Origin of the sequence: Vibrio sp. Y29_XK_CS5 (assembly GCF_024181835.1) — a bacterium.
GTDB lineage: Bacteria > Pseudomonadota > Gammaproteobacteria > Enterobacterales > Vibrionaceae > Vibrio > Vibrio harveyi.
This window is the reverse complement of sequence record NZ_JAMZAM010000012.1, coordinates 24,313-48,548: the sequence shown is the minus strand read 5'-3', so window position 1 is coordinate 48,548 and position 24,236 is coordinate 24,313. Positions and strand designations below refer to the sequence as shown.

General features: G+C 45.1%; 26 protein-coding genes. 7 read left to right on the top strand and 19 right to left on the bottom strand.

Annotated elements, in window-relative coordinates; translation table 11 throughout:
- Window positions 1-46: 46 nt before the first annotated feature.
- A complete protein-coding gene (locus NL647_RS25755; protein ID WP_005430908.1) occupies window positions 47-412 on the bottom strand; it encodes a YijD family membrane protein in 366 nt (121 codons plus the stop codon).
- Complete coding sequence (fabR, locus tag NL647_RS25750) at window positions 412-1,053, bottom strand: HTH-type transcriptional repressor FabR (RefSeq protein WP_005430912.1); 642 nt, start codon at window positions 1,051-1,053, stop codon at window positions 412-414. Before fabR ends, NL647_RS25755 begins: the two co-directional genes overlap by 1 nt.
- A gap of 261 nt (window positions 1,054-1,314) precedes the next feature.
- Here fabR and sthA point away from each other — a divergent pair, with 261 nt between their 5' ends.
- Window positions 1,315-2,745, top strand: a complete 1,431-nt coding sequence (gene sthA / locus NL647_RS25745; protein ID WP_275661150.1) for a Si-specific NAD(P)(+) transhydrogenase — start codon at window positions 1,315-1,317, stop codon at window positions 2,743-2,745.
- Between the two features lie 68 nt (window positions 2,746-2,813).
- Here sthA and dinF read toward each other — a convergent pair whose 3' ends face one another.
- The 3 genes from dinF to lexA form a co-directional block, all read right to left on the bottom strand.
- A complete protein-coding gene (gene dinF, locus NL647_RS25740) occupies window positions 2,814-4,157 on the bottom strand; it encodes an MATE family efflux transporter DinF (RefSeq protein WP_253650808.1) in 1,344 nt (447 codons plus the stop codon).
- Between the two features lie 55 nt (window positions 4,158-4,212).
- The gene (locus NL647_RS25735) at window positions 4,213-5,007 is read right to left on the bottom strand and encodes a class I SAM-dependent methyltransferase (protein WP_253650807.1); all 795 of its coding nucleotides are present in this window, start codon (window positions 5,005-5,007) and stop codon (window positions 4,213-4,215) included.
- 234 nt (window positions 5,008-5,241) lie between these two features.
- Window positions 5,242-5,862 carry a transcriptional repressor LexA gene (gene lexA / locus NL647_RS25730; RefSeq protein ID WP_005438488.1) on the bottom strand — a complete coding sequence of 207 codons (621 nt, stop codon included), beginning with the start codon at window positions 5,860-5,862 and terminating at the stop codon, window positions 5,242-5,244.
- A 368-nt stretch (window positions 5,863-6,230) separates the two neighbouring features.
- Between lexA and plsB the strand changes: the two genes are divergently transcribed.
- Window positions 6,231-8,657, top strand: coding sequence for a glycerol-3-phosphate 1-O-acyltransferase PlsB (gene plsB / locus NL647_RS25725; RefSeq protein WP_045491459.1), 2,427 nt, complete (start codon window positions 6,231-6,233; stop codon window positions 8,655-8,657).
- An 84-nt stretch (window positions 8,658-8,741) separates the two neighbouring features.
- Here the strand turns inward: plsB and ubiA are convergent, their stop codons facing one another.
- The gene (gene ubiA, locus NL647_RS25720) at window positions 8,742-9,596 is read right to left on the bottom strand and encodes a 4-hydroxybenzoate octaprenyltransferase (RefSeq protein ID WP_253650806.1); all 855 of its coding nucleotides are present in this window, start codon (window positions 9,594-9,596) and stop codon (window positions 8,742-8,744) included.
- A complete protein-coding gene (locus NL647_RS25715; protein ID WP_009695930.1) occupies window positions 9,597-10,136 on the bottom strand; it encodes a chorismate lyase in 540 nt (179 codons plus the stop codon). It abuts the gene before it with no gap.
- Window positions 10,137-10,289: 153 nt separating this feature from the next.
- Between NL647_RS25715 and NL647_RS25710 the strand changes: the two genes are divergently transcribed.
- Window positions 10,290-10,700, top strand: coding sequence for a flagellar basal body-associated protein FliL (locus NL647_RS25710; protein ID WP_005451996.1), 411 nt, complete (start codon window positions 10,290-10,292; stop codon window positions 10,698-10,700).
- A 103-nt stretch (window positions 10,701-10,803) separates the two neighbouring features.
- Here the strand turns inward: NL647_RS25710 and glpG are convergent, their stop codons facing one another.
- The 6 genes from glpG to ftsY form a co-directional block, all read right to left on the bottom strand.
- Window positions 10,804-11,646, bottom strand: coding sequence for a rhomboid family intramembrane serine protease GlpG (glpG, locus tag NL647_RS25705; RefSeq protein WP_005451997.1), 843 nt, complete (start codon window positions 11,644-11,646; stop codon window positions 10,804-10,806).
- Complete coding sequence (glpE, locus tag NL647_RS25700) at window positions 11,646-11,966, bottom strand: thiosulfate sulfurtransferase GlpE (protein WP_005452002.1); 321 nt, start codon at window positions 11,964-11,966, stop codon at window positions 11,646-11,648. Before glpE ends, glpG begins: the two co-directional genes overlap by 1 nt.
- 412 nt (window positions 11,967-12,378) lie before the next feature.
- A complete protein-coding gene (rpoH, locus tag NL647_RS25695; RefSeq protein ID WP_005452003.1) occupies window positions 12,379-13,236 on the bottom strand; it encodes an RNA polymerase sigma factor RpoH in 858 nt (285 codons plus the stop codon).
- A 175-nt stretch (window positions 13,237-13,411) separates the two neighbouring features.
- Window positions 13,412-14,380, bottom strand: coding sequence for a permease-like cell division protein FtsX (ftsX, locus tag NL647_RS25690; protein ID WP_053049954.1), 969 nt, complete (start codon window positions 14,378-14,380; stop codon window positions 13,412-13,414).
- Window positions 14,370-15,044, bottom strand: a complete 675-nt coding sequence (gene ftsE / locus NL647_RS25685; RefSeq protein ID WP_005452005.1) for a cell division ATP-binding protein FtsE — start codon at window positions 15,042-15,044, stop codon at window positions 14,370-14,372. The genes ftsX and ftsE overlap by 11 nt, the downstream gene beginning before the upstream one ends.
- 22 nt (window positions 15,045-15,066) lie before the next feature.
- Complete coding sequence (ftsY, locus tag NL647_RS25680; protein WP_017817453.1) at window positions 15,067-16,299, bottom strand: signal recognition particle-docking protein FtsY; 1,233 nt, start codon at window positions 16,297-16,299, stop codon at window positions 15,067-15,069.
- 223 nt (window positions 16,300-16,522) lie between these two features.
- On the opposite strand from ftsY, the gene rsmD reads away from it, so the two are divergent.
- Together rsmD and NL647_RS25670 are read left to right on the top strand one after the other, a co-directional pair.
- Window positions 16,523-17,122 carry a 16S rRNA (guanine(966)-N(2))-methyltransferase RsmD gene (rsmD, locus tag NL647_RS25675; protein ID WP_187992635.1) on the top strand — a complete coding sequence of 200 codons (600 nt, stop codon included), beginning with the start codon at window positions 16,523-16,525 and terminating at the stop codon, window positions 17,120-17,122.
- A 25-nt stretch (window positions 17,123-17,147) separates the two neighbouring features.
- The gene (locus NL647_RS25670; protein WP_005438504.1) at window positions 17,148-17,414 is read left to right on the top strand and encodes a DUF1145 domain-containing protein; all 267 of its coding nucleotides are present in this window, start codon (window positions 17,148-17,150) and stop codon (window positions 17,412-17,414) included.
- Window positions 17,415-17,479: 65 nt separating this feature from the next.
- Here the strand turns inward: NL647_RS25670 and NL647_RS25665 are convergent, their stop codons facing one another.
- The 4 genes from NL647_RS25665 to NL647_RS25650 form a co-directional block, all read right to left on the bottom strand.
- Window positions 17,480-18,064 carry a YhgN family NAAT transporter gene (locus NL647_RS25665; RefSeq protein WP_005452008.1) on the bottom strand — a complete coding sequence of 195 codons (585 nt, stop codon included), beginning with the start codon at window positions 18,062-18,064 and terminating at the stop codon, window positions 17,480-17,482.
- Window positions 18,065-18,176: 112 nt separating this feature from the next.
- Window positions 18,177-18,398, bottom strand: a complete 222-nt coding sequence (locus NL647_RS25660) for a YecH family metal-binding protein (RefSeq protein WP_187992634.1) — start codon at window positions 18,396-18,398, stop codon at window positions 18,177-18,179.
- 69 nt (window positions 18,399-18,467) lie between these two features.
- Window positions 18,468-19,088, bottom strand: coding sequence for a lysoplasmalogenase (locus tag NL647_RS25655; RefSeq protein ID WP_005452011.1), 621 nt, complete (start codon window positions 19,086-19,088; stop codon window positions 18,468-18,470).
- 1,020 nt (window positions 19,089-20,108) lie between these two features.
- Window positions 20,109-20,474 carry a hypothetical protein gene (locus NL647_RS25650; RefSeq protein ID WP_005430355.1) on the bottom strand — a complete coding sequence of 122 codons (366 nt, stop codon included), beginning with the start codon at window positions 20,472-20,474 and terminating at the stop codon, window positions 20,109-20,111.
- A 241-nt stretch (window positions 20,475-20,715) separates the two neighbouring features.
- Between NL647_RS25650 and NL647_RS25645 the strand changes: the two genes are divergently transcribed.
- On the top strand, window positions 20,716-21,045 hold the full coding sequence (locus NL647_RS25645; RefSeq protein ID WP_009695938.1) for a DUF2500 domain-containing protein: 330 nt from the start codon (window positions 20,716-20,718) through the stop codon (window positions 21,043-21,045).
- A gap of 1 nt (window position 21,046) precedes the next feature.
- Here the strand turns inward: NL647_RS25645 and NL647_RS25640 are convergent, their stop codons facing one another.
- Entirely contained in the window at window positions 21,047-22,060 is a 1,014-nt protein-coding gene (locus tag NL647_RS25640) for an acyltransferase (protein WP_009695939.1), read from the bottom strand.
- A gap of 250 nt (window positions 22,061-22,310) precedes the next feature.
- On the opposite strand from NL647_RS25640, the gene NL647_RS25635 reads away from it, so the two are divergent.
- Window positions 22,311-22,691 (top strand): cystatin domain-containing protein, encoded by a 381-nt coding sequence (locus tag NL647_RS25635; protein ID WP_253650805.1) that lies wholly within the window; start codon window positions 22,311-22,313, stop codon window positions 22,689-22,691.
- Window positions 22,692-22,780: 89 nt separating this feature from the next.
- Here NL647_RS25635 and arsJ read toward each other — a convergent pair whose 3' ends face one another.
- The gene (gene arsJ, locus NL647_RS25630) at window positions 22,781-23,998 is read right to left on the bottom strand and encodes an organoarsenical effux MFS transporter ArsJ (RefSeq protein ID WP_038897950.1); all 1,218 of its coding nucleotides are present in this window, start codon (window positions 23,996-23,998) and stop codon (window positions 22,781-22,783) included.
- Window positions 23,999-24,236 lie beyond the last annotated feature (238 nt).

Genomic DNA, 24,236 nt, shown 5'->3' with positions numbered 1-24,236 from the left:
AAAAAAGCGAGCTCAATGGCTCGCTTTTTTGTTGGATTCGTTTTGCTTATTCAGCGGTGGTCTTCTTTTCCATGAAACCCAGTTTCTTACCGATCCACGCTAGGAGAATCATTGAAACCAGAATTGCGAAGAAGTTAGAACCTGCTTCTGGGTATTGCGCTTTGATAAACGCAGAGTGACCAAATGCACCTACGAAGAAACACGCCAGACCAACAAGTGGGATATCTTCTGATACTGGGTTGTTAAGGTATTCTTGGTACAGCGCCTGTACAGCTAGCACGAGTGCAATCAGAGGGAAGATTGAAAAAGACACTTCGCTCATGGTCAACCATGACAACAAAGCATCACCACACATACCTGCAACCAGTGCCAAAATCAGCGTTTTCTTTTCAGATTTATTTCCATTCGACATTATTCTATCCCGCCTTTTAATCGGTTACGTTCACGTTCTTTGCGATACCAATAGGCCCCTTTGGCTATCATTCGCAATTGCATGATCAATCGCTCGGCGAGTTCATCGCGCTCGCGTCGATCTAAATCTAAAGCTTCCGCACCAGAGCTAAACACCAAAGTAACCGACGCCTCTGCTTGAGTGAACGCCTCTTCTTTGGTCATTCCGGTGCTCATTAAGTACTCAGTTAATTCTGCCGCAAAATGCTGAATTTCTCGAGCGACGGCAGTACGAAATTCAGAGGAAGTGCCGGAGCGCTCACGCAACAATAAGCGGAAAACGTTAGGACTACTTTCAATGAATTCCATAAAGGTTTCAACTGAAGTTCGAATCACACTGCCTTCTTTGACAATACGCTGACGCGCCTGACGCATCAGTTGTCGCAACAACAGACCACCTTCATCAACCATGGTTAAGCCTAGCTCGTCCATGTCTTTGAAGTGACGGTAAAAAGAAGTTGGTGCAATTCCTGCCTCTCGGGCAACCTCACGCAAGCTGAGATTGGAAAAGCTGCGATCCGCACTGAGTTGATTAAATGCCGCATCGATCAACGATCGACGTGTTTTTTCTTTTTGCTGCGCGCGGATTCCCATCGATTTCATTCTTTAACTTGCTCTTTTTCTATTGGGTACGAGAGCTTCAATATAACGCATATCGCCCCCACGTATAAAGCGACGTTATCTGCCGATAAGCGGCGAGCACGTTACTATCGCCATGCATCTAATTGCAATCGCCTCACTTCAAATAGTAGACATACAGCATACCAATTAGTTCTTTTGGGCGATTCTGCGTGATCACTTCCACTCTCTAGCAGGCATTACGTGTTCCCAATAGAGTAAATGAGTTAAAATCCCGCTACAGCAATGTTAAGCAAATATAACAAGGAAGACATCATGGCGCATGCTAATCACTATGACGTGATCGTAATTGGTAGTGGCCCTGGCGGTGAAGGGGCGGCAATGGGATTGACCAAAGCCGGACTGAATGTTGCCATCGTAGAAAAGGAAAGCAGTGTTGGTGGCGGTTGTACGCACTGGGGAACCATACCATCCAAGGCATTGCGTCATGCGGTTAGCCGTATCATCGAATTCAATAGCAACCCATTATTCTGCCGTAATAACACCAGCCTTCATGCAACATTTTCTGACATTTTAGGTCATGCGAAATCGGTCATTGATAAGCAAACTCGACTTCGTCAGGGCTTTTATGACCGCAATTCATGCACACTGTTGTTTGGTACTGCGCGCTTTATCGATAACTACTCCATCGCCGTCATGCAAAGCGATGGTACGGAAGAAGTGTACTCAGCAGATAAATTTGTTATCGCGACAGGCTCTCGTCCATACCAACCAAATGACGTCGACTTCTTGCATGAACGCATCTACGACAGCGACTCTATCCTGAGCCTGAAGCACGACCCTCGCCACATCATCATTTACGGTGCGGGTGTGATTGGTTGTGAATACGCATCTATTTTCCGTGGTTTAGGCGTGAAGACCGACTTGATTAACACTCGTGACCGCCTGCTCTCTTTCCTAGATAACGAAGTCTCGGATGCATTGTCTTACCACTTCTGGAACAGTGGCGTGGTCATTCGTAACGATGAAACATTCGAGAAAATCGAAGGCACCGAAGATGGTGTTATCGTGCACCTTCAATCTGGCAAGAAGATGAAAGCAGACTGCCTGCTGTATGCTAACGGTCGAACGGGTAACACAGACAAACTTAACTTACGTGCGGTTGGGCTTGAGGGTGATTCGCGCGGACAGCTCAAAGTAGATGGTAACTACCGTACAGAGGTAGAACACATCTACGCAGTCGGTGATGTAATTGGCTACCCTAGCCTAGCGAGTGCAGCGTATGACCAAGGTCGTTTCGTGGCACAAGCCATCACTAAAGGGCAAGCTGACGGTAATCTGATTGATGACATCCCAACGGGTATCTACACCATTCCAGAAATCAGCTCAGTGGGTAAAACCGAGCAAGAACTGACTGCGGCGAAAGTGCCTTACGAAGTGGGACGTTCTTCGTTCAAGCATCTAGCTCGTGCACAGATTGCAGGTAAAGACATCGGCAGTTTAAAAATCCTCTTCCATCGCGAAACCAAAGAGATTCTTGGTATTCACTGCTTTGGTGAGCGCGCTGCGGAAATCATCCACATCGGTCAGGCCATCATGGAACAAAAAGGCGAAGCCAATACGATTGAATACTTCGTCAATACCACCTTTAACTACCCGACGATGGCAGAAGCGTATCGCGTAGCGGCGCTAAACGGTTTGAACCGATTATTCTAATTCAATTGGGTTGCCATGATCCAAAAGCTAAAACAGCAGGTTTCGACCTGCTGTTTCTATTTGAGTGACTAGGCAAGAAAGCTTCCCTTACGCCATTGATAAAAGAAGATAGCGCCGAGTCCAATCCCTCGCATTGCCATGAAACTGGTCATCGCAAACCATAGTGCATGGTTTTGCCAGCCAGAGAACAAAAAGAAGATTGCAAAGAAGCAGCAAGTCGCCACGAACATACTGTTTCGCATGTCTTTACCTTTGGTGGCACCAACAAAAATGCCATCAAACAGGAAGCACCACATCGACGCCAATGGCATGACCACCAGCCACGGCAGATATACCGCCGCTTGCTGCTGCACCGCTTCAATCGAAGTGATCATGGCGATCAAGTGCGATCCCGCCAAACCAAATACCGCAGTCAAACCTAAACAGATGATAAGGCTCCAAAAGAAAGTACCAATCAGCGAAGCATTGAGCTGCGCTCGGTCTTTGGCACCAATCGCTTTGCCAACCATGGCTTCCATGGCGTAAGCAAAACCGTCCATGCCATAAGAAATCATCATCAAGAAACTCATCAATACCGCATTAGCCGCAACCACATCATCACCAAAGCTCGCACCTTGGAAAGTCATAAAGCTAAACGTAGCTTGTAAACAGAGCGAGCGTAAGAAGATATCGCGATTGAGTTTTACGAAACGCCCTAGCCCATGTTGAGTATCAGTTAGCAGGCTTTTGGGTGATGGCAACAGACGGGCACACCACGTCCTCCATACACACATCAAGCCAAACGCCATGCCAGAGTAATCAGCAATCACCGAGGCTAGCGCTGCCCCTTCAACTTTCCAACCCAAACCAATCACAAACAGTAAATCGAGCGCGATATTGGTCACGTTAGTGATGATCACCATCCACATTGGGGCTTTGGAGTTTTGCGTTCCGAGCAGCCAGCCCAACAGCACAAAGTTCATCAGCGCAGCGGGGGCACTCCATACTCGGATAGAGAAATATTGCATACCGTAGTGCTTCACTTCAGCACTGGCATCACTCCAACCAAATATCAGATCCGCGATCGGGTTATGGGCAATAAGGAAGACTAACGCAAACAGCAATGCCATGAGTGAGCCTTGCATAAACACCAAGGCGAGTTGTTTTCGGTCTTCACCACCATAGGATTGCGCCGCTAATCCAGTAGTCGACATACGTAAAAAGCCAAGCAACCAAAACGTCACACTGATCATGGTACTACCAAGCGCAACACCACCTAGATACCAAGCGTGTTCAAGGTGACCGATCACCGCAGCGTCAACCAAGCCCAATAGTGGAACAGTAATATTCGACAGCACCATAGGGATAGCGAGCGCTAACACTTGGCGATGCACTTGAGGATTCAATAAAGGAGAGAAGATAGAGTTTGTCACAGGCACCTCGTTGTTTAGATCAGCGAGTGTACCTGAGTGTTCAATGCCTAGCCAATTACCACTTGATGTGAACGAGAACTGGCGTGAGACGATGCTTCAACATTGGGATCTTATTCAGCCAGCGCTGCCATGCTTTCCAGCGTGAGCAAAATCGGTCGAATGGCGAGAAGGCTTTGACCCATTGCGCCCATGGCAGCCAATGCAGTACTTGTTGTGCTGGTACTTCAAAACCATGTGCATACGTATCTGAGCCGAGCTTCTGACCCCATTTACTTTCGGTTAAGTCACCTGCTAGTACCATGCACACTTCTGCCGATACAAAATGACGACCCAGAGTTTGGATGAAAGTCGCAACGCGCGATTCATCACAATCGAGTAAAGCCATCTCACACAGAATCAATACTGGTGCTTTTTCGGGAATGCGTAGTTCATCTAACCAACTCATGTCTTCTACGCTGCCGCAACGATGCTCGTAACGTTCATTTTTGTGGAACAATCGCTGACGCCAAACTAGATTCTCAGTGACATCCAGTTCAATCCAGTGACAACGACCATTGTCCAAACGGTAGAAGCGTGTATCTAAACCTGCACCAACATTGATGATCCAAGCGTCTGAGTGTTGTTGAAGAAAGTGACTGACCTGCTGATCGCACAGCTGAGTTAAAGTCACGTGCAGCAGCTGCTTCTGATCGACGTCGCCACTGATGCAATCTGGTGCCATCTTGCAGCTCAAGCACGCTTTTGCAGCGATCGGATCGTACACCAAGCCGTTATCGACCAAGCTTTCGCGGCTACGCAAAAACAACGGTTTCAACAGATGATTGGGTACGTGATGTTGAGGCTTGGACATGGGCATTTCCTTGCGCCGAAAAGAAAATGGTTAAATGGAATTAGATGATAATAAATCTCAATATCACTTGCAAGTTTTAACGCAACAGCCAAACGCTCTGAATCAGTGCGAGCGTAACTATGCTCGGAAGAAAAGAAATATGCTTTGAAGAAAATAAAAGTGGGAATAGAAAGTGCAGAAAACACAAAGCCCAGCAGAACACTGGGCTTTATTAGAATGCTTGAGGTAAGAAACCTACATCCAGTCAGTGTTACGGATGATGCCAACCGCCAGACCTTCAATCGTCAGGTGTTGCGATGTTAGGTCAACTTGGATTGGTGAAAACTCTTCATTCTCTGCATGCAGTAGAACAGTAGAACCTTTACGCTCTAAACGCTTCACCGTCACATCATCATCAACACGTGCAACCACAACTTGACCGTCGCGCACATCTTGAGTTTTGTGCACAGCCAGCAAGTCGCCGTCCATAATACCGATGTCTTTCATACTTTCGCCGTTTACGCGAAGTAAGAAATCTGCTTTTGGTTTGAACATCGCAGGGTCCACTTGGTAGTGAGACTCCACATGCTCTTGAGCCAGAATCGGCTCACCAGCAGCAACTTGACCAATCAAAGGCAGACCTTGATCGTCGTTTGCCGCATCTTCGAGTAGGATTCGGATCCCGCGAGATGCGCCTGGAATAATTTCAATCGCTTGTTTACGAGCAAGCGCTTTTAGGTGTTCTTCTGCGGCATTCGCAGAGCGGAAGCCAAGCTCACGCGCAATCTCTGCACGAGTTGGTGGCATTCCGGTGTCTTCGATTTTGCTTTTAATCAAATCGAAGACTTGTTGTTGGCGTGGCGTTAACGGCTTCATATGTCACCTGTCTTTTTATACAGTTAACTGTGAGTATATCCAGTAAATGAACAAATGAAAACCCAATTGGTTGTTTTTTAATTTATTTGCGCCAGTTTCAGATCCCACCCACAAACCTCAAGTGAACATGCGTTTTAAACGCGCAATAGCCAATTCGTCTAATGAAAGCAACAACCTAGGGGTTCGACTAATTTCCGCTCAATAAAATTAAAAGGTTTGACCAGTTTCTGGTATCCTTGCTGCGCTTAAAATTTATCGCCTAGGCTTATTTCTATAGCCGTATCTATTTCCTTTCCTATAGAAGAAGGGAAAGCGGACGCAGAAATAAGGTTAGGCTTGTTTGAATACCTATTGAGGCTGTGAACTTTATGTCTTCTGGACAATCATTTTCACGTTCATTACTAAAACTACCTTTATCGGTAATGGTAAAGGGCACCACAATCCCATCGAATCCGATTGACGATCTCAACATCGACCTAGCGAAACCGATTGTGTACGCCTTACCGTTCCGTTCGAACGTGGATTTGCTGACACTACAAAAACAAGCTTTGAGCCTTGGTCTCCCAGACCCGCTTAGCCCGCTAGAAATCAATGGCAAAAAACTGACTCGTTACGTGTTTATTGCCTCTCGTCCAACCGTGATGAGCAATGATAACGACGTACCGAGTGAGTCTGTTTCTCTGTTTACTGATTTACTTGAATTGCACAAGCTCGATAGCGAGCTAGACGTACAAATGATTCCAGCGACCGTACTTTGGGGTCGTAAGCCAGGTAAAGAAGAAAACCATAAGCCGTACCTGCAACCAATGAACGGTCCGCAAAAAGCAAAAGCGGTAATGGCAGCAGGTCGTGACTGTTTGGTGCGCTTTAGCCCAGTGGTTTCACTGCGTTACATGGCAGACTCTCACGGTACCGACAGCGCTATTGCACACAAGCTAGCGCGCGTTGCACGTATCCACTTCTCTCGTCAGAAGCTCGCAGCATCGGGTCCAAACCTGCCTCAACGCCAAGTGCTGTTTGCACGCTTAATGAAATCGCCAGCAATCGAAAAAGCGATTGAAGACGAAGCGCAAAGCAAAAACATTTCTATCGAGAAAGCACGCAAAGAAGCCCATGACATCATGGATGAGATTGCAGCGGACTTCTCTTATGGCTTGGTGAAAAACGGCGATCGTATTCTTGGCTGGTTGTGGACGAAGCTGTACCAAGGTCTACACATAAACAACGCTTCGACTGTTCGTCGCCTAGCGCAAGATGGTCATGAGATCGTGTACGTACCATGTCACCGCAGTCACATGGACTACCTACTGCTTTCTTACGTTCTATACCATGAAGGTATGGTGCCACCGCATATTGCTGCGGGTATCAACCTGAACTTCTTCCCAGCGGGTCCAATCTTCCGTCGTGGTGGTGCGTTCTTTATTCGTCGTAGCTTTAAAGGCAATAAGCTGTACTCCACGATTTTCCGTGAGTACCTATCAGAGCTGTTTGCTAAAGGTTACTCGGTTGAGTACTTCAGTGAAGGTGGTCGTTCACGTACTGGTCGTCTACTTCAAGCAAAAACCGGTATGTTGGCAATGACGATTCAAGCCATGTTGCGCGGTCTAAACCGTCCAGTAACGTTAGTGCCTGTGTACATCGGTTACGAGCACGTAATGGAAGTGGGTACTTACGCCAAAGAGCTTCGCGGTTCACGCAAAGAGAAAGAAAACGCAGGTCTTGTTCTGCGTACTCTGCGTAAGCTGCGCAACTTTGGTCTTGGTTACGTGAACTTCGGTGAGCCGATTCAGCTAAACCAATACCTGAATGAACACGCGCCAGAATGGACCAAAGACATCGACCGCATGGGCGGTAGCAAACCACAATGGATGAACCCTGTGGTAAACGGCCTAGCAAACAAGATGATGACGCACATTAACGATGCAGCAGCAACTAACGCGCTGACTCTATGTGCGACAGCGCTATTGGCGTCTCGTCAGCGTGCATTGTCTCGTGACTCTCTAATCAACCAAATTGAATGCTACCTGAAGCTACTTAAGAACAACCCATACTCAAACACTTCAACGGTTCCAACAGAAACGGCTGAAGAGTTGGTGGATCACGCTATCTCACTCGATAAGTTTGTAATTGAAACCGACACCATGGGTGACATCATTTCGCTGGATCGTAGTCAGTCGATTCTGATGACCTACTACCGCAACAACATCATTCACTTGTTCGCTCTACCATCATTGATTGCTCAGATGATTATTCGTCAGCGCAACGTGACGATTGAGAAAATTCAAGAAAACGTCGCTCAAATCTACCCATTCCTGAAAAAAGAGCTGTTCCTAAGCTACAAGGAAGAAGAGTTGAACGAGCTGGTCGTGAAGATCTTGAACGAGTTCATTGAGCAGAAGATGGTTTGCCAAGATGGTGACAAACTGGAAATTAACCAGTCAAACAACCAATCATTGGTTTTGTTGGGTCGTACTATCACTGAAACACTGCAACGCTACTCTATTGCGATGAACTTACTGGTAGCTGACCAAGAACTGGGTAAATCAGACCTTGAACAGCAGAGCCAAGACATTGCACAGCGTTTGGGTCGTCTACACGGTATTAACGCGCCAGAGTTTTTCGACAAAGGTGTGTTTGCTGCAATGTTCAATACGTTGAAAGAGCAACAATACCTAGATAGCGACGGCAACTGCGATCTTGAGAAGACACAGCAATTTGCCAAACTACTCTTTGCTTTGCTCTACCCAGAAGTGAAATTGACCATCGAAGAGAGTATCCACCAGCTGCAAGCATAATTGGCTTAAGCTCGATATTCATCTCGACAAAACATAAAAGGCATCCAATTGGATGCCTTTTTCTATCTGAACGTTTGTACTGAGTTACCAGAAAGCGATAAACAGACCGACCGCAATCACCATTCCCACATAGTTGTTGTTAAGAAAGGCTCTGAAGCACAAGTCGCGCTCTCGGTGGCGAATCAAGTGTTGCTGGTATACAAACAAAGAAGCCGCAACCAAAATCGTCCAATAGTAGCTTTGCCCAAGTTCGTAATGTTGACCAAGCAACACTAACATCGCCAAGGTAATCAACTGCAGAACACCAATCACCAGCTTATCGTGACGCCCGAACAAGATAGCCGTTGATTTGATACCAATCTTTAAATCATCATCACGGTCGACCATCGCATATTGAGTATCGTAAGCAATGGTCCACAAAGCGTTAATCACAAACACAAACCACACAATCCAAGGCAATTCGCCTGTTTGTGCTGCCCATGCCATCGGAATCGCCCAACTAAAAGCCAAACCTAAAAACAGCTGAGGCAAATGGGTGTAACGCTTCATAAATGGATAAATGAACGCTAAAAAGATACCAGCAAAGGATAGCTTGATCGTCAGCGGGTTCATGGTCAGCACCAATAAGAAAGAGCTGATACCTAGAACTAAAAACAGACCAATCGCTTCTTTCGAGGTCACTTTACCTGAGGGTAAAGGACGCTGCTTGGTACGTTTCACATGACCATCAACTTTACGGTCAGCAAAATCGTTAATCACACAACCGGCGCTTCGCATTAGGAATACACCTAACACAAACACGATGAGTACATTCCAACTTGGCATGCCTTGGGCGGCAATCACAAGTGCCCAAACCGTCGGCCACAATAACAAGAGTGAGCCAATTGGGCGATCCATTCGCATCAGTTGCCAATATGCTTTGGCTTTGTCTGCGGACATTTACACCTTCTCCTTAGCGTAAACTGGTGAATTGGGTAAGAATAGCTCAGCAACCAGCATGGGTTTGTGATTCATCCACAGTCTTGAGCGTCGCGCTAAAAGGCGCCCCTGTGGCAAATTAACCCATCCCATTTGCAGAGCATCGCGTTCAACGTTATCGGCGCTGAACACAGTTAAGCCCAGCGGAATATCTCCTTGCTGAGCTAAGTCATACTGTTGATCGACCAAGGTTGAACGAGGAATGAGCGTGCGTCCAATGACCCAATCTGTATTGTCGCCACATAAAATCACCTCTCTCAGTAGGCAATCTTGCTCAGACAATAGCTGGCTCTCATCCTGTTTTAACGTCTTGGCAGTGACGATCTGATTGTGCAGCAATTCCACTGTTAAGCGTTGGCAGTGCTGACCTAAACGACGTGACAAAGAGCCCTTTTCTTCAAGCCAATGCTTGGCGAATTCGTTAGGGAATTCAAAATCTTCGGGGTTTTGCCACTCTACTTCCAATAAAGAAGTAAGATAGAGTGATGTCGGCTGATTCATACTAGTATTCAATTGGAGGCTTTATGCGTACAATAAAGCAACAACTTACCGTCTTATTGAAACTGTAAGTTCCGTTATTTGTTATAGACGGTCTATTGTATCAAGACTGAAGCGATTCGAATATCGCGATCCAGAGAAAGAAAAGTTAGAAATATGTACAAACGTTATATAGCCCAAATTATTTTCGCGCTAAGTCTGCTTATTTCAGCACCGAGTTGGGCTGAATCTGAAGAGGCAGCACCTAAGTTAGCCTACTTTACGCTCGAACCCGATTTAACTACGAACTTCTATACCAAGGGTAATAAACTGGGTTATGTACAGGTGCGTATCGATATCATGGTGATGAGTCAGCAAGACCTCGCCGTTGTCGAACACCACCAACCATTAATCCGAGATGCGGTGATTGAACTATTGGGTAAACAAACAGAAGATACGATTAAGTCTTTATCTGGTCGTGAGGATCTGCGCAAAACGTTGGTGAAAGAACTCAATGAAACCCTACTGCCAGAGACGGGTAAAACCATCATCGCTGATTTGCTGTTTACCAAATACCTTTACCAATAATATGAACAGTTAAAGCTGACGAGCTGCTCCTATTAAACGAAAGACAGATAAACAAAAGACCACCGATTGGTGGTCTTTTTGTTGGTGTCTGTAAATCATTAACTTAGGAGGTTTGTTGGTATTTCTGTTTACCAGAATCAAACAACGCTATCGCCATACCAGAAAGTAAGCCAACTAAGTGGGCCGTGTTGGCAATCGCCATAAATGGTTGAACATAGCCAAGAACCAACCACACCAGCATAAAGCCAATAATAGGTTTAGGAAGTGTTAAGCCAAGATGTGGACAACGGTAACCAAGGATCCACAAGTAACCAAGTAGCGCATAAACCACACCAGATAAACCGCCGAAGTTTGCTCCTTCAACATAAAACTGACCCGCGCCGGAGAGCGCTGCAGAAATAAGGAAGATTTGCAGTAACTTTCCAGAGCTTAAACGGCGCTCGATATCACCTCCCAATTGCCACCACCACAAGAGGTTGAACACAATATGGGTAACAGAGAAGTGCAATAACGCATGGCTAACCCAGCGCCAGAGCTGCCATTGCTGCCCTTCGAACGCAGGAAAATGCAATAAAGCAAACACACCATCACCAAAGCCGAACATCTGCAAAAAGTAGATAACGGCACAGACAACCATGATCAGCAAGGTCACTGGGCCCGCCTTAGCTTTCACCATACCCATAATGCTCGGGCTGGAATAATGAAATTTGCTCTTACGAGTATCGGCAACGTCCCACGAAGCGGCGCTATATTTCGACGCTGATGGATTGGCTAAGAATTGTTTTAGCTCGGCTTCGACTTCAATTTCATGCTGCGCATCCGTCAGCCAAAGTGCAAACTGTCCTTCACCTTCCGGCATCATCTGAATATCAATCTTGCGTGATGCCATGTAATCAATGAAGGCTTGCGCCATACGTGGATTATTTAACGTTACCAATCTCTTCATTAACTTCTCACTATCGGTAGTTCTGCTCGTTGCCAGGCTTCAAAGCCGCCATCCACACTGTACACCTGTTCGAAGCCTTGGTTAACCAAATATTGTGCCGCACCTTGGCTACTGATGCCGTGGTAACACATCACTAGGATTGGTTGTTCGAATTCCACATCGTCCATGAAAGGAACGATCGAATCATTAGTCAGATGAAAAGCGGATTCTGCATGCGCGACAGCAAAAGATTGAGGGTCACGAATATCTACAAGTTTTGCTTCACCTTGTTCGAGCAATGCCTGAGCGCCTTGAACATCGATATGTTGAAACTGGTCCATTTACTTTCTCTATGTCGTTTTCGTTATTGACGCCATTGTAACCTATCCAAAGCCAAACTTAGACACAGAGATAGTCAGGTCATTGAAAGCTGTACACATTCGCACCGTTTGTGGATAAATCTGTGAATTGCGTTGATAAAGTATATTTGGATCATTTGATCCACAAGATGTAGTAATGATCTTGATCTAACTGTGTGTATATTTACAACTATCCCCAAGTGAAAAACCACGCCTAAGCCTTATTTAGTCCGGCTTTCGAACAGTTGATGAATAATTACTTCACAGAGTTATACACAGGTAGCACAGATAAATTAGATCGCAAACACTATCGATTTTCGATCGAAAACAAAAAAGCCGAGATCACATGATCTCGGCTTTCTATGAAAATCTTACTTTAGATTAGAAGCGAAAGTTAGAACTCACCGACAGCAAGTTTCAGTTTCTTCATCGCGTTCTTTTCTAGCTGACGAATACGCTCGGCAGATACACCAAACTCATCCGCTAGATCTTGAAGTGTTGCTTTCTCGTCATCCAACCAACGAGAACGGACAATACGTTGACTACGCTCATCCAAACTCGCAAGAGCGTGGCCTAAACGATTATTAGTATGCGTTTCCCAGTTAGCAGCTTCAATATTATCTGCTACATCAGACGATTTGTCCTCTAGGTACAACATTGGCGCTGTGTACGAGTTTACATTGTCATCGTCATCCATTGGCATATCGAACGTTGAGTCCACTGCCGCTAGACGCGATTCCATTTCACGTACTTCTGAAGGCTCGACACCTAGCTCACGAGCTACGGTTTCAACTTCACCGTTGTTGAACCAACCTAGACGCTTTTTCGACTTACGTAGATTGAAGAACAGCTTACGTTGCGCTTTGGTTGTCGCGATCTTAACAATACGCCAGTTACGCAATACGTATTCATGGATTTCAGCTTTGATCCAGTGAACAGCGAAAGAAACCAAACGTACACCCACTTCAGGGTTAAAACGCTTAACCGCTTTCATAAGACCGATGTTGCCCTCTTGTACTAGATCTGCCATTGGCAAACCGTAGCCTGAGTAGCCACGAGCAACGTGAACAACGAATCGTAGGTGTGACAAGATAAGGCCTTTCGCCGCGTCAATTTCACCCTTGTAGTGTAATCGTTCTGCAAGCTCACGCTCTTCGTCTGCAGTTAGCATTGGGTAGCTGTTTACAGAACGGATATAGCTATCAAGGCTATCTTGCGTGACTAGAGCCATCGGATACGCTTCTTTTGTCATTCAATTCCTCATCAATCTCTGATCTGGAGCATTACATTGCAATTTAGCTTGGCCATCTTGAACTTAAAATGAGCAAGTTTCAAGAAGGGCGAGTAATTATCCATAAACAAATTGTCTAAACAAGAGGTAAAAATTAGCTTGTGCTAATAAATTCCAAGTATAAGACCTTTATCACCTAAACTGGTTCAATTTCTTTTAGATGACGCTGCGCGGATACTCGTGCGGCGATACAACCCAGCAAACTACCAGTGATAATTAATAGCAGAGATTCATCCCAACTCAGACCAATCAAACGGAACTGACTGTCGTATAGTGAAGCCAATTGCTCAACGGCATTGTTCATCACCACAGTAATCAATGCGGTGACTAACCAAGCAATGCTCGCCCCCAGCACACCGAACCACATACCCGTGTACAGGTAAGGACGCAGAATGAAACCGTCGGTCGCACCAATCAGCTTCATGGTTTGAATCTCTTCTTTGTTCGCCAGCACATTAAAGCGCAATGTATTGCCGACGATTAAAAATACAGCACCTAACATCAGTATTGTCAGGGTGATGACAATAATACCAGCAAGGGTTTTTATGGCATCAAGACGCGCCAGCCAATCTTCATCGAGCCTAACGTCAGTAACGTCTTGTTGCTCACGGACTTGCTTGGCTATCGACTGAATATCACTCTTTACTTCTGAATCTGGTGTGATCACCAACACGCCTGGTAGTGCGTAACCACTCAACAGACTCAACGCTTGGTCAAAGCCAGCGTATTGGCTTAAATCAGATAGACCTTGTTGCGGCGAAATATATTCCACCTCTTTTACCAAAGACCACGTTTCGATTTGGTCTTTTAACACCATCACACGCGCATCAGGCATGCCTTCTACTAAGTAAGCACTAACTTGCGATGGTGAAGCGACGTCTTGTGCTGCGCTCGCCACGTTTTTACCCAGCAAGTACAAGCAAGCTGGCATCGCTAATGCCACTGAAATAACAGCTAAGGTAAGAATGTTACCTAAAGGACGACGCCATAACGCGCCAAAAGAAGATTTTGCTTGTTTTGCATGGACAGAGAAAAAACCATCGGTATTTGCACGCTTGGCACTGCGACCTTTCCCTTTCTTCTGGGTGCGCTTGTTACCTACCATAGTCTTCTACCTCACTTAGGAAGCCTTGGTTCAATTCAAAATGGCGATATTGTGGGCGAGTGTTTACTAACCCGATATCGTGCGTCGCAAGGAGAATCGTTACGCCAGCACGGTTAAATTCTTCAAACAATCGTAACACACGGTTAGACAGCTCTGGATCAAGGTTACCAGTTGGCTCATCGGCCACCAGTAGAGTTGGTCGGTTTACGACAGCGCGTGCAATACCAACACGTTGTTGTTCACCACCCGAAAGTTGACTTGGCAAACAACGGGCTTTATCTAACAAGCCCGTTTTATCCAACGCCGCAGAAACACGGCGTTTGATTTCGTTTTCAGAAATCGATTCGATGCGCATCGGCAGTGCAACGTTGTCGAACACACTGCGATCCATCAATAGACGGTGATCTTGGAAAACAATCCCGATATTGCGACGCAAGAAGGGAATGTCTTTGTTTGGGATACGAGTGATATCGTGACCATTGAAATGGATTTTGCCATCGGTTGGTCGCTCTATCGCACATATCAGTTTCAACAAGGTACTTTTACCTGCCCCGGAATGCCCACCTAAAAACGCCATTTCTCCGCGTCGAAGGTGAAAATCGACTTTCTGTAAGGCTTGTCGACCACCTCGGTAAGCTTTGCTCACTTGCTGAAATTTGATCACCGTTGATTTCCTCTAACTCTTGTTACTCTTCACGACTAAACAGAGCGTCAATGAACTCTTGAGTTTCAAATGGACGCAAGTCTTCGATGCCTTCGCCTACACCAATGTAGCGAATTGGGATTTCGAACTGATCAGCGATAGCGAAGATCACGCCACCTTTCGCTGTACCATCCAGCTTAGTCAATGTAATCCCGGTTAGAGGGGCAACATCACTGAAAAGTTTCGCTTGGCTAATTGCATTTTGACCTGTACCTGCATCTAGCGTCAGCATGATCTCGTGTGGCGCTGAGTCATCAATCTTCTTCATTACACGTACAATCTTACGCAGCTCTTCCATTAGGTTCGCTTTGTTTTGTAGACGACCGGCAGTATCGGCAATCACGACATCGACGCCACGCGCTTTTGCCGCTTCAATCGCATCATAGATAACCGAGGCACTGTCCGCGCCAGTGTGCTGAGCAATCACAGGAACGTTATTACGCTCACCCCATACTTGTAGCTGCTCAACCGCAGCCGCACGGAAGGTATCACCCGCCGCAAGCATGACTTTCTTACCTTGGTTTTGGAATTGCTTCGCCAGCTTACCGATTGTGGTGGTTTTACCGACACCGTTCACGCCAACCATTAAGATAACGTAAGGGGTTTTGCTGCTGTCGATTTCGAGAGGCTGTTCTACTTTCGCAAGGATTTCTGCCATCTCTTCTTTCAGCAGGCCATAAAGTGCTTCACCATCTTTAAGATCACCGCGAGAGGCTTTTTCAGTCAGATTGTTGATGATTTTTGTGGTGGTTTCCATGCCTACATCAGCAATCAACAGTTGTTCTTCTAGCTCTTCGAAAAGGTCATCATCGATCTTCTTACCGCTGAACAAACCAAAGAAACCCGCACCGATGTTTGCTTTTGTGCGGCTTAGGCTACGCTTCAGGCGAGCAAAGAAGCTCTCGGTTGGTTTTTCTTGTTCTTGAACGCGAGGTGCAACTGGTACTTGTGGCTCTTCTGCTTCTGCTTCTGCTTCTGCTTCTGCTTCTGCTTCTGCTTCTGCTTCTGCTGGGGCAGCCTCGGCTTTCTCCGGCTCCGCTTCAACCGCTGTTTTTTCTTCTGCTTGCTCGGCAACGTCTTCTGTTGGTTGTTGCTCGGCGGCAGGAGCTTCCGCTGCTTCTTCTTTTACTGATTCTTCAGTTGTCGGTTTTTGGCTTTGCTCTTCATCACCAAAACCTAGCCACGAAAGTAATCCGCGCTTCTTTTTTTCCGTCATCTGGGGCTATCCTAGATTGTCTTCTTATCTATTAATGACTCTTTTCTGACAAGAATATTAACTTTACAGAAAAGGCGAATGACAAAGTTGTGAAAACTTTCCAATTAGGTAAATCTAATCTTATTAGTGTTACACTCTGTCATCTTGAATATTCTGGGCTGTATCCAAGCTCAAAGCTTGGGCGATTGGGTATAGTATCACTTTATTAGCGGTCAAAAAATCTATGGTAAGACGTCGCCAGCAAAACTCATCACAAAAAACGCCAACAACGGGCTTTGTACGCATTATTAGTGGGTTATGGAGAGGTAGAAAGCTCCCTGTTCATGATGCAGAGGGCTTACGCCCAACCACGGATCGCGTAAAAGAAACCCTGTTTAACTGGTTAGCTCAAGATGTACCGCAGGCGAAGTGTCTCGACTTGTTTGCGGGCTCAGGCGGTTTAGGCTTTGAATCAGCTTCACGCCAAGCTAACCAAGTAACTATGATTGAGCTAAATCCACAAGCATTTCAGCAACTGCAAAAGAACGTAACTTCCTTGAATGCCAACAACATTCAAGTAGTGAACACGGATGCAATTAGCTTTTTGCAGCAACCAGGGACACCTCACCACGTAGTATTCATCGATCCGCCATTCCGCAAAGGATTATTGGATGAAACCGTGACCTTGCTAGAGCAAAACGGCTGGCTTGCTGAAGATGCGATGATTTATATTGAAACTGAAAAAGAGCTGAACATTGCTGGGCTACCAGAGAGCTGGCACCTACACCGCGAGAAAACCGCAGGTCAAGTGAGCTACCGTTTATACGAACGCTCACCAGCTTAAAGCCTCGATTTAAAAGGATAGTTAAATGAAAGCATTATTGATACTGGCTAAAGCGGCCATCGCCTTTGTCTGGTTCGTGTTGATCCTCAACTTCTTTATGCCATTCCCTGGCAAAGCAGCGATTGCGTTGTACATCATGACCGCATTCTTGTTCATCATGCACGGTTTGCAAATGGCGATCTTCATTGGTGCATTTGGCGACAAGATTAAGATGAGCGCATGGGAAAAGTACTCCATTTTGATTTTTGGTATTTTTGCTCTGCTCGATATTCGTCGTAAGCACATGATGTAATAAGACAGATAAACGAAAGCCGCTCATAAGAGCGGCTTTTTTGTATTTATCATCTCGGTAATGGCTCAGCCCATGTAGCTCTTCACCCCATCAAGGAACATTTGGGTAGATATCATCACTAGCAGTAGTCCCATCAATCGCTCAACGGCTTTTAAGCCACGCTCTCCTAGGATACGGTGGAAGAAGCTGTAGAACATCAAAATAAAGAAAGTCGCGCCCCAAGCAATTAACACGGCGGCAGACAGCTCCATAATCTTATCGGGATGCTGAGAAGAAAGTAAAAGCAGCGCTGCAATCACCGAAGGTCCCGCAATCATCGGAATAGCCATTGGTACAATAAACGGCTCTTCGCCGGCAGCCAATCCAGTAATGCTGCCAGCACTTGGGAAAATCATCTTAATGGCGATGATAAACAGAATAATACCACCAGAAATACTCAAGGTTTCAGGCTGAACATGAAGGAAGCTCATGATGCTCTGCCCTGCAAATAAGAACAGCATCAAAATCATCAAGGCAAACACTAACTCACGGATCAGTACTTTGCGACGACGCTTTGCATCGAGATGTTTGAGAATGGATAGCACAATCGGCAAGTTGCCGAGCGGGTCCATAATAAGAAACAGCATGGTCGCTGCAGAAAGAATGTCCATGTTCTGACCTCGACAGGAAAATTGGCGGCCAGTATAACAAAGTGACTACATGAATATATGTTTGAAGGCGAAATGCATTTATCGCCTTCACAGAACAACGCTTAACCGCCGCTTAGTGATTGCAAACGCGCGCCATGTTTACGACAAACTTACCTTCTAGCTCGCGTACTTTTTCTCGCTTTAGCAAAAACTCTAGCAATGCCTCTAAGTCTAGATCATTCAGCTTACAGGTATGAAAGCGTGCCTCAGAACCAAAGTGACCCGCAAGCTCATCACGGTTCATTGGGGTTTCACGAAGTAGGTTCAGTAGATTGTGAGCATGAATTTCAGTCATTATTGACTCCGGTCATCAAGTTGAATTCGTCCAGTTTACTGAAAAAAAGACGAGGTACTTTGACCTGAGTTAGTAAATGATAGAGGCAACAATTAACGCATGAGCAAAAAAGTAGCTGCCACTCACCCAGACATAGGCGCGTTTCATCGGCTTACGATAACCATGTATTGCATAAGCTAAGGCGGAATAAATCATCACTAAGGTGCCGCTAAACCCGAGCGCATTAGCAAAGCTCGGCACTTGTAACCACACCTCTCCCGCAGCCCAAGCCAGTTGAACCAGCATAATGCCCATAATCACGACCGGAAAGACCATGGAATCCAATTGTGGCAATAGTAGGAAAAACGCGACGATACTTGCAGCGAGAAGCAGAGCTAACAACCACCAAACGATGTCACCATTGAGCTGAACCCAAAATGATTTGCTATAGCAGATTTGTGCTAGGAGATAACCCGCGAAATAAAGAGGTTTGCGAGATTTAAATGAATGAAGAGTGTCAGCAAACATCGAAACCACTAAACCACCAACGATCCAATATGTGTGTGGTGCTGAAGAACCTTCGGTCAGTGCCAAAATCAGCAGCAATAGCAGAGTAAAGATTTTAAATGTGAGAGACTGCGTTGGATTGGCTTGTTTCGCCCCCAACACGGAATACATCCCCGATAGCCCTATCGCTAACCAACTCCACATGCCGATACACCTTTCACGTAATCTCGCCGCTAGTCTAGGTAGACCAATCTTGATGTAAAGATGCAATCAGTGAAAGTTGGATCTCGATAGCGAATCGCAACATTTTGTAGCCGCAACTTACTCAATTAATGGTTATCGTTTTTCTCGCAATCATTGAGGTGAATGATTTAGTCAAAGCAATCAACGGCAGCGAAATAAATTCGCTGACTTTCAATAAATTGAAAAACAAACCGCCAATTTGTTCGCCATGCAACCGTTATGGATAAATAACCGACACAAAAACCAAATCCACCACCCCTGACCACTCAGAAAGCTAAAAACACCGTTCCATAACAAGACTCGTAACTACCAGAGTAGTAAAACCTCAGGTTAAAAGTTCAAACAAGAACACCTAACCATCTGATATAAAAAAGAATAGTTAACAAAAGCGATAAAAACCTAACCTTAGCTATTGTAGATTATAGCTAAAGCCTTTTGATACTGTAGTTTTCTCATTAGATAGGAAAAATAAGACGAAATGGACGTCCATAAGTGTTCACTTCATTAGCACAAAACCTAATTTTCTCAACTTTTGAGAAATTCAGCAAAAATAGCCAACCAACATCATCACCCAGACAAGAAACACTATTTCATCATAAGATTACTCATATTTAACACATTAAAATCATACACTTAAAAACAAAAAGAAGAGAAAAACAACAAGTCGAACACTTAAAGAACAGCACAAAAAACACAGTTTTATTAGTCAATTTAGGGTAAAAACACTTAAGTTAAGTGCGAGTTTTGAAAACTTTTCTGCTTTGAAGTTGATCAAAGCTCAAAAACAGTGCTATATTATTTACATCGAGTTCATCAATGATTTTAGGGGTAGTGTTATGATTTCTTCTTCTCAAAAACAAGGGCTGGTAATGATTGCAGTGGTTGTTGGTTTAATGACACTGCCAATGATGTACTAAGTTACTGTTTAAAATAAAAAAGGGACGCTTTCGCGTCCCTTTTTTATTATTCAAATTTTATCGTCTACAAATGCTTAACCAGAATGTCCCAATGCATGTAGTAGAAACCAAGTGCAGCGAGCGTAATCAAGGCCATTAACAAAATCGCCGCTCGCCAAATAAAGCGTGAACTTCGTGGTGTTAGCTCCTTTTCGCATGCATCGCACGCAGCTAAGAAACCTTTTCGATCGTCCAGCTTGTAATCCTCTTCGTGAACAACCTTGTTTCTTACGGTCGCAATAAACCGCAACTTAGCAACAACGTCATGCGGCAAGCGCTCTTCACAACTAGTGATAAGCTGATGTAACCCTTTCCCTTCCGCGTGGTATTGCGTACGCAGAAGTTTCTCGATCGTTCGGGTACGCATGACTACTTTCTCAATATCTGACATCGTAACCCTCCTTACTTGACCCTTCCTTCGTCAGTCATTTCATTCTTCTATAAATTTAGAACTTTTTCGAGCCAAAAGGTGCAAATTTCCTTTTAAATTGTGCTCTTGAACGCATATAAAATGTGAAGTGCGCCGAATAAAATCTACGACGCTTTTACTAGATCACGAATAATTTATCTCAACTCATAGTTTAATCAGGGAGTTCTGTAAAATAGGTGCCAATGAAACATTGGAGGTTATCATGCCAATCTCACTTATTTTGGCTTTGTTCGCTCTGATTGCGCTCGGCGCATGGGCGTTTTTCCGCTTCTATAGCAAACATTACTTTGGCGAAGATGCACCTGAGCAAAGTGCTCAAGTGACCATCTTAGACAAACAAGCAATAGAAGTACCGGATGCAGAGCCAGGTCAAGACGATCAAGAATATTGGATTTATGTACAACGCGGTTCGATTGGACCAAAACGCGAATTTCAAATCGGTGTGCACTATTACCACGCACTCAATCCGGGTGATAAAGGCACACTGACTTACCGTGGCGATAAGTTCTTACATTTCGCCTTAAAGCGCTAATCTACGGTAGCAACCAGCGAGTCTTGGCGGACTTGGAGAACAGATAGCTCATCGCCAAGGCTCCAGCACCACTCAATACAATCCACACAGGAATCACCCATGCAGGGTGACCTTGATACCAACCGAATGCTTTCATCGGCCATAAGAAGATTGGGTGAAGAAGATAAATACCTAAACTGTGCTGGCTAATAAAACTCACCACTTTTTGCGCTTTCGGTGCCAAGCCCTCTCCAAAGTAACGACACAACATAAAAATCATCGATGCTGCGAGAATCACATTCAATGTTTTGTATGAGAACCAGCGCCCTACTGTGTATTTGTCTGCTTCTAAACTGTTGGTCACAACCATAGTAAACGTCACTGCTAATGCCACCAACCCAAACGCAGTAAACGCCGTCACAACGGAACGGTTTAATGGAATTTTCTTAAACAACACATAGCCTAACGGTAAATACCCCATGTAAAGCCAATATTGATTACTCCATGGTCCATCAATTTTGAATAGGAATAAGGTGCTCGTGAACAACCAAAACGCTAAATAGGTGTAAATAACGTTGTCATCGACATTGCGAACCATCCATTGAAACAACGGAATCACAAAATAGAGTGGAATAAAGTAGTAGAAAAAACCAAGGTGATAATAAGTTGCATGATACGGACTGTTACTCACCACTTCTTTTACCGTGGCAAAATCAAAACCTTGCGCTGTCCAACCCGATAAATACGCGTAAAACATCGACCAAACCAAAAAAGGCACCAGCACTTTGCCTAAACGTCGTTTGACGTAGTATTTGGCATCAAAAGGACGCGTATCGCTGAGCATCAATGCACCAGTTATCAAAATAAACACTGGCACCGCCCAACGCGTCACGCTGTTCACTCCGACTGCCGTCGCCCATTGATCGAATGGAATCACGCCCAATTCATTACGATATGGCGCTAACACGTGAATAGCGATCACTGCCACAGCAGCGACACAACGTAATAAGTCGAAAAACAGAACCCTTTCTCTCATACCCTTTCCTAGTTTGTGTAACTTCACGTCTATAGCATAGGGTAATTTTCGCTCAGTTAAATAGTTAACAATCTGTTTTTGCTTATTTTTAACTCAGCTATGAAGCTCTAATAACATTGATTTGCACAATAGTTAGCGATAAATCCTATTGTACAAATAGGATCAGCACCCCTAAGCTTTCTCGGATATGAAACAGATTTAACCGTTTTATTCCATTAGGATGCTGGACAGATTATTAAGAGAGGTCTTTATGAAGAAAACATTATTAGCGTCACTGGTTTGTGTAGTGGCTTTAGCTGGATGTAATCAAAAGGAAGAGACCGTGGCACCAACACAATCGCAACCGGAAGCGAACCCTATCTGCAGCACGGAAAATCTTGCTGGCGGCTGGTCACAAGGTGAAGTAACACCTGAGGCTCAGCAAGCGCTCGACTTTGTTCTTGGGCAGATGAATACCGCTGCTAAACTAAAAGAAATCTTGAGCGTACGAACTCAAGTCGTGAATGGCATTAACTACGCGATTGAGTTCGAAATGGACAATGGTGAAGTCTGGAACACCATCGTTTACCGTTCGTTAAAAGGTGATATGGAAATGACGCAACCGGCACAACAAGGTCGCCTTTGCCCATAACCAAGATTTACTGATTTGCGATACTGAATCGTAAATACAAAAATGGCTCCCAATATGGAGCCATTTTTATTTCTAACTCGTAAATCGATTTAAGCCGTAGCTACTTTGGTTTTTGGTAGCTTGATAGAAATGACCGTTGTCAGCGCTAAGAAGGCAAAGGACACCCACAAACATGCAGCAAGCCCTGCTTCTTGGTAAATCCAACCAGAAAGAACCGTACCGATCAAACGTCCCATCGCATTCGCCATGTAATAGAAACCGACATCCAATGAAACACCGTCGCCTTTTGCGTAGCTGACGATTAGATAAGAGTGCAAAGATGAGTTCACCGCAAATACGGCACCAAAAATCATCAAGCCCACCACAATGACCAGTTCTGGTTGCCAGCCAATCTGCACGCCGTAAGCAATTGCACCAGTGATAACAGCAAGGATACCAGCCCAAATTAATGCCGCGCTGCCATCTGGCACTCGACCTTGCGCTTTACCGGTAATACGAGGTGCAAAGCCTTGAACGAATCCGTAAGCAATCACCCAAGCTGCCAGGAAGCCGCCCACCATCAGGTGATCCCAACCAAATACGCTGCCAAGGTAAATCGGCAGTGCAACAACAAACCACACATCACGAGCACCAAATAGGAACATACGCGCTGCAGAAAGGATGTTCACCGATTCTGACTTAGAGAAAATCTGACGAAATTTAGGTTTGCTCTTCGCCTTACCCATATCCGCTTCTAACCAAACTAAACTGCACACGAAGACAATCGCCAGCACACTTGCCATGATGATCATCGAAGTTTGGAAACCAAACGCTGATAGCAATAAACCACCAACAAAGAAACCCGCACCTTTCAGTGCATTCTTCGAGCCCGTTAAGATCGCAACCCACTTATAAAGTGCACCTTGCTGTTCGTCTGGCACCAAAGTTTTGATCGCACTCTTGGCACTCATCTTATTTAAGTCTTTGGCAATACCCGAAATTGCCTGCGCCGCCATTACCCAAGGAATGGTCAACCAAGCATTGGGCACTGCCAGCATCAGCAAGGCGAAAATCTGCATCCCTAAGCCGACGTTCATGGTTTTGTTCAAACCAAGTCGAGCACCTAGCCAGCCGCCAACCAAGTTGGTCACTACGCCAAAAAATTCATAGAAAAGGAACAGCGAAGCAATGGCTAAGCTTGAGTAACCTAAGTCATGGAAGTAAAGCACCACCAGCATACGTAGTGCACCATCCGTCACGGTGAAGTTCCAATAGTTGAACGTCACCAGCATATACTGACGGATACTTTTGCTTAGTTTTGAAATCATAACGACCTCAGATGTACAGCATTTAGAGTATTTAGATCATGATGTTCCAAATGCTCCATGACCTGAACACCAACATTGAGTCATCTCAATACTGGCGCTAAATAGTGAAACAAGAACTGATGAGATATCTAAATATTATTCATTAACAAACAATAAGTTAAATATAAAACCAATAAACAAGAATCACATAAATTGGTAAGCCATTACGGCATAAAGAGAGCTTTTGGATCATGATGTA